Source organism: Vibrio sp. ZF57, from assembly GCF_001691235.1.
GTDB classification, from domain to species: Bacteria; Pseudomonadota; Gammaproteobacteria; order Enterobacterales; family Vibrionaceae; genus Vibrio; species Vibrio crassostreae_C.
The window spans coordinates 1-6,590 of sequence record NZ_MAKD01000132.1 but is presented as its reverse complement, the minus strand read 5'-3'; the positions used below and the strand labels follow the sequence as shown (position 1 = coordinate 6,590).

At 44.4% G+C, this 6,590-nt stretch carries 9 protein-coding genes; 3 read left to right on the top strand and 6 right to left on the bottom strand.

Annotated features, from left to right (window positions below):
- Positions 1–20: 20 nt before the first annotated feature.
- Positions 21–491 carry a thioredoxin-dependent thiol peroxidase gene (bcp, locus tag A6D97_RS19830; RefSeq protein WP_017060706.1) on the bottom strand — a complete coding sequence of 157 codons (471 nt, stop codon included), beginning with the start codon at positions 489–491 and terminating at the stop codon, positions 21–23.
- A gap of 12 nt (positions 492–503) precedes the next feature.
- The gene (locus A6D97_RS19825) at positions 504–1,046 is read right to left on the bottom strand and encodes a glycine cleavage system protein R (RefSeq protein WP_017060705.1); all 543 of its coding nucleotides are present in this window, start codon (positions 1,044–1,046) and stop codon (positions 504–506) included.
- A 374-nt stretch (positions 1,047–1,420) separates the two neighbouring features.
- Here A6D97_RS19825 and dapA point away from each other — a divergent pair, with 374 nt between their 5' ends.
- Both dapA and bamC read left to right on the top strand, forming a co-directional pair.
- The gene (gene dapA / locus A6D97_RS19820; protein WP_017060704.1) at positions 1,421–2,299 is read left to right on the top strand and encodes a 4-hydroxy-tetrahydrodipicolinate synthase; all 879 of its coding nucleotides are present in this window, start codon (positions 1,421–1,423) and stop codon (positions 2,297–2,299) included.
- Positions 2,300–2,347: 48 nt separating this feature from the next.
- A complete protein-coding gene (bamC, locus tag A6D97_RS19815) occupies positions 2,348–3,394 on the top strand; it encodes an outer membrane protein assembly factor BamC (protein ID WP_065585103.1) in 1,047 nt (348 codons plus the stop codon).
- Between the two features lie 161 nt (positions 3,395–3,555).
- On the opposite strand, the gene A6D97_RS19810 is transcribed toward bamC, so the two are convergent.
- The 4 genes from A6D97_RS19810 to A6D97_RS19795 form a co-directional block, all read right to left on the bottom strand.
- Entirely contained in the window at positions 3,556–3,765 is a 210-nt protein-coding gene (locus A6D97_RS19810; protein WP_019821638.1) for a DUF2897 family protein, read from the bottom strand.
- An 8-nt stretch (positions 3,766–3,773) separates the two neighbouring features.
- Positions 3,774–4,448, bottom strand: coding sequence for a M15 family metallopeptidase (locus tag A6D97_RS19805; RefSeq protein WP_017063385.1), 675 nt, complete (start codon positions 4,446–4,448; stop codon positions 3,774–3,776).
- A gap of 45 nt (positions 4,449–4,493) precedes the next feature.
- The gene (gene dapE, locus A6D97_RS19800; protein WP_017060700.1) at positions 4,494–5,630 is read right to left on the bottom strand and encodes a succinyl-diaminopimelate desuccinylase; all 1,137 of its coding nucleotides are present in this window, start codon (positions 5,628–5,630) and stop codon (positions 4,494–4,496) included.
- A 98-nt stretch (positions 5,631–5,728) separates the two neighbouring features.
- Positions 5,729–6,076 (bottom strand): ArsC family reductase, encoded by a 348-nt coding sequence (locus tag A6D97_RS19795; protein ID WP_017060699.1) that lies wholly within the window; start codon positions 6,074–6,076, stop codon positions 5,729–5,731.
- Positions 6,077–6,281: 205 nt separating this feature from the next.
- On the opposite strand from A6D97_RS19795, the gene A6D97_RS19790 reads away from it, so the two are divergent.
- A complete protein-coding gene (locus tag A6D97_RS19790; RefSeq protein WP_004734273.1) occupies positions 6,282–6,569 on the top strand; it encodes a helix-turn-helix domain-containing protein in 288 nt (95 codons plus the stop codon).
- Positions 6,570–6,590 lie beyond the last annotated feature (21 nt).

The window sequence follows — 6,590 nt, the reverse complement described above, 5'->3', positions numbered from 1 at the left end:
TTAACTCACTCAAATCGCCCTTAAGCTTCTTGATTGAAGTAATCTAGAACCACTTCGTGGTGAGTCTTAGTCTTGAACTTGTTGAAGACATGTTCAATCTGACCTTCTTCATCAATTAGGAAGCTAATACGGTGCAGACCGTCGTAGATTTTACCCATGAATTTTTTCTCGCCCCAAACGCCAAACTGTTCAGCAACGCTGTGGTCTTCATCAGATAGCAGGGTGAAGTTTAGAGATTTCTTCTCAACGAAGTTTGGTAGACGTTTTACTGGGTCAACACTCACACCTAGAACAACCACGTTTAGGTCATCAAGCTGTGTTTTGATATCACGCAGGCCTTCCGCTTGCACAATACAACCTGGAGTCATTGCTTTAGGGTAAAAATAGAAAAGTACTTTTTTACCTTTGAAGTCACCAAGAGATACGATATTGCCATCTTGATCTGGAAGAGAAAAAGCAGGTGCTGGAACACCAGCCGTTAGCGTATTCATGACATTTCCTTTTTAAAGACTGTTTTTGATAAAGTTGAGCGAGCCTTGGACTGATAGGCTCTGACACAGCGAATCGAATTCTTCTTGTAGCTGCATCAAGTTACATTCTGATTGCACAGAAGCGGTAATAGAGATATGGAATTGGTCGTTGTCGAGTTGAACCTTAGATTTATTGATGGTTCGTGCACTTAACGAATCGAGGCCGATGTTTCGGTCTGCGAAGAACTGGGTAAACTGCTCAGTAAGTCCGATTTTATCGTCTGACTCAACGAACACCTCTACTGTGTAAGAGTTCTCAATAACATCATGAGTTGAGGTTCGCTTCATAATCGTAATCAAGTCGTGCTCTTGTCCAAGCAAGGGCAAGGTGGTTTCAACGCGGGTAATGTTGTTTGCCTTTCCAGACAGCAGCATGATAAGCGTAAATTCTTCGCCAAACAGGGCGATACGGCTATCAATAATGTTACAGCCTGATTGGGTGACTAAATGAACCACTTGGTTGCATACACCTGGGCGATCAGTGCCCACAGCTGTGATTACTAGATGTTGAGTCATAAAATCACGTCTCTTTATATTCCATTGATTCATGCATGTTAGCACAGTTAGCTCGTGGAATAAGCGTGCGTGCGGGGCTTTTTATGTGCGACCTTGCTTCGAACATGCAACCAATGATAAGAATATCGAGCGCGTTAAAAAATGAGATAGAGCGATGAGAGCACAGCTTACTTGTTACTGACATCCAGTGATGTGCTATCCGCTAGATTGAGTGCAGGTTACCCAAATTCTAGGTAGAACGCCGTTAGAAGTCGTTTTACCTCAAACATACGACAATATTTAATGCAGATGTTGCCGGTAAGCCACTTTAATGTCTTGTGTTTATTGATTGGCTTACAGTAACATGCAAAAAGAATAAATTAAGGGAGATAGACATGTTTTCAGGAAGTATCGTTGCGCTAGTTACGCCATTTAATACAGATGGTGAAGTGGATTTCGACAGCCTTAAAAAGTTAGTTGAGCACCATATTGCTGCAGGTAGTGATGGTCTGGTTGCGGTTGGCACAACAGGTGAGTCTTCAACACTCACTATTGAAGAGCATGTCAAAGTCGTCAACAAGATCGTTGAATTTGCTGATGGTCGTATTCCCGTTATCGCTGGTACAGGTGCAAATGCAACTCATGAATCTGTTCTATTCAGCCGTTTGTTGAATGGTTCTGGTATTGCTGGTTGCCTGAGCGTAACGCCTTACTACAACAAACCGACTCAAGAAGGTTTGTACCAACACTACAAAGCGATTGCTGAAGTCAGTGACGTTCCACAAATTCTATACAATGTTCCAGGTCGTACTGCGGTAGACTTGTTGCCAGAAACGGTTGCTCGTCTTGCTGAGATCGAAAACATCGTTGCACTGAAAGATGCGACGGGTGATCTCGACAGAATTGCAATTCACCGTGAACTTTGTGGCGAAGACTTTATCTTACTAAGTGGTGATGACTTAACAGGCCTAGAATTTGTTAAGCGTGGTGGCGATGGCGTGATCTCTGTAACGAACAATGTTGCAGCCGCTGATATGGCAACCATGTTCAAGCTAGCAAAAGAAGGTAAGTTTGAAGAAGCGGAAGCGATCAATGAGCGTTTGATGCCTCTACATAAGAATTTGTTCGTTGAGTCTAACCCTATTCCCGTAAAATGGGCGGTTCATAAAATGGGTCTGATTGCTGAAGGTGGCTTACGTCTACCGCTGACTGAACTGTCAGAGCCAGCTCAACCTGTTGTTGCTCAAGCAATGACTGAAGCGTGCATTTACTAAAACGTATGAAGTGATGCCGAAGCGAACCTTCGGCATTTAGGAGTATAAATGAAGTATTCTCACCAGCTAGTGATTGGGTCACTGGCTGTTTTCGTTCTTACAGCATGTTCTGGCAACCCGACTCAACGTCGCCAAGCCAAAGATGATTTCGAATACTTAGAAACACCTGAGTTTTCACAATGGCAATTGCCTGCAGATGCTCAGCCTCAGTTCTACCCAAATTTTGACATCCCAAGCGGTGAATTCAGTGGTGGTACTGGTCGTGAAGTGGATATTCGTCCACCGCAACAGGTTCTTGAACTGATCCCGGGTGCTCGTGCTGAGCGTCAAAACGGTGAAGTGACACTATGGCTTCTTCGCGCAGAAGAGGCAGACCGCGTGTGGCAAACGGCTGTAGATATGCTGGCTCAACGTGGTATTGGTATTCGTGAGCAATCAGAGAATGAGATTGAGACCGATTGGGTAACTTGGGTTTCTGAAGATGAAGACGTAGAGATTGGTAGTCGTTACTCTATCTCTCGCTTCCAAGCAAACAACCGTCATGGCTTCAAGATTAATCTGATTGATTGGCGTGAAGGTACTGAAGAGAAAACAGTAACGGCAACCAATAAAGAGCGTTACAACGCGTTCCTGACCAACCTAGTTATGGCTAAGTACGATGAAAACCTTCGTGCTGAAGCGGCGCTGAAAGCGCAAGAGTTGGTGAAGCGTATTCCAATTTCAATGGGTGCTGACCGTAGTGGTTTCCCTGTGATTATTGCTCGTACGCCATACAATGTATTCTGGCAGCGTCTGCCTAACTTGTTGCCTGAAATGGGCTTTGAGCTTGAAGAACGCAATCAATCTCAGGGTACGGTGAAGGCGAAGTACGCAGCACCAGATGATGAGTTCTGGGAAGAAATTGGCCTACAGCCTATCGACTTAGCGCCAGGCACTTACAACTTCCTATTTGGTGACCTTGGCAACCGTACGTCAATCAACGTAACGGATGCATCAGGTAAGCCAGTAGAAGAAGAGCTGCTTAAGTCTATGGTTCCGGTATTAGCGCATATTGCTGACCAAACCAAAGATGACAAAGAAGCGAAAGCTGAGTAGTCATTCAAGCCGTCACAAGCTGAGTTAAATCAGCCTTGTGATTAGCAAAAGCAAATAAAAAAGAGGACACACTGTGTCCTCTTTTTTATTGTATTCGTTGTCATCAGGCTACATTGGTCAATCAAAATTGGTCAATCAAGCTGATTAGCCAAAGCAAAAGGCTATGCGTCTTTATTGTCTTTGGATTCTTCTTTTTCAGCTTTCTCTTGGTTAAGTTTATCCAAGCGATTGAGCTTATCTAAATCTCGCTCAGTTTTACCACGCCCCGTCAGATCCATATTGGCTGTCTGTTTGAGCGCTGCGATGTTACCCACAACAACGCTAACTACGATGATGATGATAACCCAAGGGTTTGTAAGCCACTCCAACATAAGCGCTCCTAATGACTGATATTCGCTACGAAGCGTGCATAGATCTCGTCTAGCTGCTCCATAATAATCTCATACCCTAATACTGGCTTAGATTGGAGTTGCTTGCCAAGTAAAGTCGGAGATAACTGTGATAAACACGACTCCGATACTTTGCGATGGCTGATATGCCATGGTTCGATCGCCACACCACCCAAATCTTGGCTGTAAGGAAAGAAGAAACCAAATTGTGCAGCATGAACTGATAGCCATTGGTAAAACGATTGCTGGTGGCCAGTAAGGTATTCCCATGGTTCTAATTGCAGATGTATGCCTTCAGGTAAGTGGTTACGAGCAAAGACATCGAAGTCACAACCCCAATGATGACGACTCGCGCCGGGAAGCGCAGACCATCTCAGGATAGCCGATAGCTTTTGTTGTTCGGTCAGTTTTGAAGCATCAAGAGGTTGGCTTTCTGAATCTAATATCGGAGCTTCGCCAGAAAACTTACGGTTCCAAATCAGAGATTGCCTTTCATAGTCGCGAAAGCCACTGGCAATCTCCATTTTAAAACCAGCGAGCTGAGCAGCTTCAATCAAATTATTCAGGTCATTCTTAACCTCACTGTGGACCAAGAAGGTCTTGGTGCCGATCAGGCTAGGCTCTAGATGAGAATCTGATTGTCCGGTAAGCTGCTCTGGTGTCATAACGAGTCTCTCAATAATTGGATGCTATGAATCGCTGATGAAAGACTATTTAGCGAATAGGTTCACTAATGTTCTTTCGTACATGTCAGTTAGCTTTTCTAAATCGGCTACCTTCACGCATTCGTTAACCTTGTGAATCGTTGCATTCACAGGGCCTAGTTCAACCACTTGTCCGCCCATACGTGCAATAAAGCGACCATCAGATGTACCGCCAGTCGTTAGCAGTGCTGGTTTCACATCATTGACGTGACCCACTGCATCAACAATAGCATCAAGCAGTGAACCTGCGTCTGTTAAGAACGGGTCGCCATTGAATGTCCATCTTAGGTCGTATTCGAAATCATACTTGTCGAGTGTCGTTGTGATGCGCTCAACGATGATGTCGTTGCTTAACTCTGTACTAAAGCGTAGGTTAAACTGAACATTAAACTCACCAGGGATCACGTTTGAAGCACCAGTACCCGCACTCACATTTGGAATTTGGAAACTGGTTGGCGGGAAGTAATCATTACCTTTATCCCACTCAGTTGTTGCTAGCTCATTAATAGCAAGCAGAGAGCTGTGTACTGGGTTGTTTGCTAGGTGAGGGTAGGCAACATGACCTTGTGTGCCTTTAATCGTTAGGTCGCCAGTGATAGAGCCACGACGGCCGTTCTTCACGACATCACCCACGAACTCAGTGCTCGATGGTTCACCAACGATACACATATCGATGTTTTCACCGCGCGCCATTAATGCTTCAACAACACGTACAGTACCGTTGATGAAAGGACCTTCCTCATCTGAAGTGATCAGGAAACCAATTGAGCCTGTGTGGTCTGGGTGTTTGGCAATGAACTGCTCGACGGCAACAATCATTGAAGCCAGAGAGCCTTTCATATCAGCAGCGCCACGGCCATGTAGGAAACCGTCTACGATAGTCGGTTCGAATGGCTTAGTGTTCCACTGTTCGATTGGGCCTGCAGGTACCACATCAGTGTGACCAGCAAAAGCAAACAGAGGCGCTTCAGTACCACGACGAGCCCAGAAGTTGGTCGTATCTTCAAATACCATCACTTCGATTTCAAAACCGAGTGCTTTTAAGCGTTCAATCATCAGGTCTTGGCAGCCTGCATCTTCTGGTGTTACCGATTGACGGCTGATTAGGTCTTTTGCCAGAGCCAAAGTTGGGCTATCTGTCATCCTTGAATTCCTTGTTTAAATAAAACGTCTAGTCATTAATTTTTAGGCGCTGATTCACTGATCAACGTCCTGTTGTCTGTCTATGTAAATACAACGATCTAAGCAAAAATAGCCGCGTATTGGTCGGCTTTAAATCCGATGTGAAGCTTACCCTCAACTTTTAAGATTGGGCGCTTGATCATTGCAGGTTGTTCAACAAGCAAAGTCACCGCTTTTTCTTCTGTTAGGGTGTCTTTCTGTTCTTGAGAAAGTTGGCGATAAGTCGTACCACGTTTGTTTAGCACAAGCTCCCAACCTAGCTCAGAGCAGAAGCTTGTTACTAGCTCTTCTGTGATGCCTTGTTTGCGATAATCGTGAAATTCGAACTCGATACCTTCAGCTTCGAGCCATTTCTTTGCTTTTTTAATGGTGTCGCAATTTGGGATACCAAACATGGTGATAGTCATTATTCTTCCTTTGAGTGATTTTATTTCATTGTTATGAGTTGAATCCTATCAGGAAGCAGCAACTCAGACAAAATAGAGTGATGAATATTTCATAGAGTGAAAAAAAAGCGTAAGAAAATGTCACTATTGGAGACTTATTGATCAGCCTCAACATGTTGTCAGCGAAAAAAGAAATAATTGAGCTGCACATATATAGGAGGTGTCAATGGAGTTGAGTCCTGTTTTTGCAAGGCGGCTATATTTAGCATTGTTAGTGGAAAGCCTTGATAGGCCAAATGTGCCTAAACTCATCGAAAAAACGGGGTGGCCTCGTCGTACTATTCAAGATGTACTCAAGGCGTTACCGGGGATCGGTATCGAACTTATGTTTGTTCAAGATGGGCGACGTCATAATGATGGCTATTACCAGTTATCCGACTGGGGGCCATTTGACAGTCAATGGGTTATCCAGCGTAAAGGCGATATAGCAACAAGCCTTGGATTTAGTGCATAAGCCAGCGAAAGCTGGCTTTCT

Coding starts and splice junctions, on each gene's coding strand:
- bcp (WP_017060706.1), bottom strand. CDS start 491: ATGAATACGCTAACGGCTGGTGTTCCAGCACCTGCTTTTTCTCTTCCA.
- A6D97_RS19825 (WP_017060705.1), bottom strand. CDS start 1,046: ATGACTCAACATCTAGTAATCACAGCTGTGGGCACTGATCGCCCAGGT.
- dapA (WP_017060704.1), top strand. CDS start 1,421: ATGTTTTCAGGAAGTATCGTTGCGCTAGTTACGCCATTTAATACAGAT.
- bamC (WP_065585103.1), top strand. CDS start 2,348: ATGAAGTATTCTCACCAGCTAGTGATTGGGTCACTGGCTGTTTTCGTT.
- A6D97_RS19810 (WP_019821638.1), bottom strand. CDS start 3,765: ATGTTGGAGTGGCTTACAAACCCTTGGGTTATCATCATCATCGTAGTT.
- A6D97_RS19805 (WP_017063385.1), bottom strand. CDS start 4,448: ATGACACCAGAGCAGCTTACCGGACAATCAGATTCTCATCTAGAGCCT.
- dapE (WP_017060700.1), bottom strand. CDS start 5,630: ATGACAGATAGCCCAACTTTGGCTCTGGCAAAAGACCTAATCAGCCGT.
- A6D97_RS19795 (WP_017060699.1), bottom strand. CDS start 6,076: ATGACTATCACCATGTTTGGTATCCCAAATTGCGACACCATTAAAAAA.
- A6D97_RS19790 (WP_004734273.1), top strand. CDS start 6,282: ATGGAGTTGAGTCCTGTTTTTGCAAGGCGGCTATATTTAGCATTGTTA.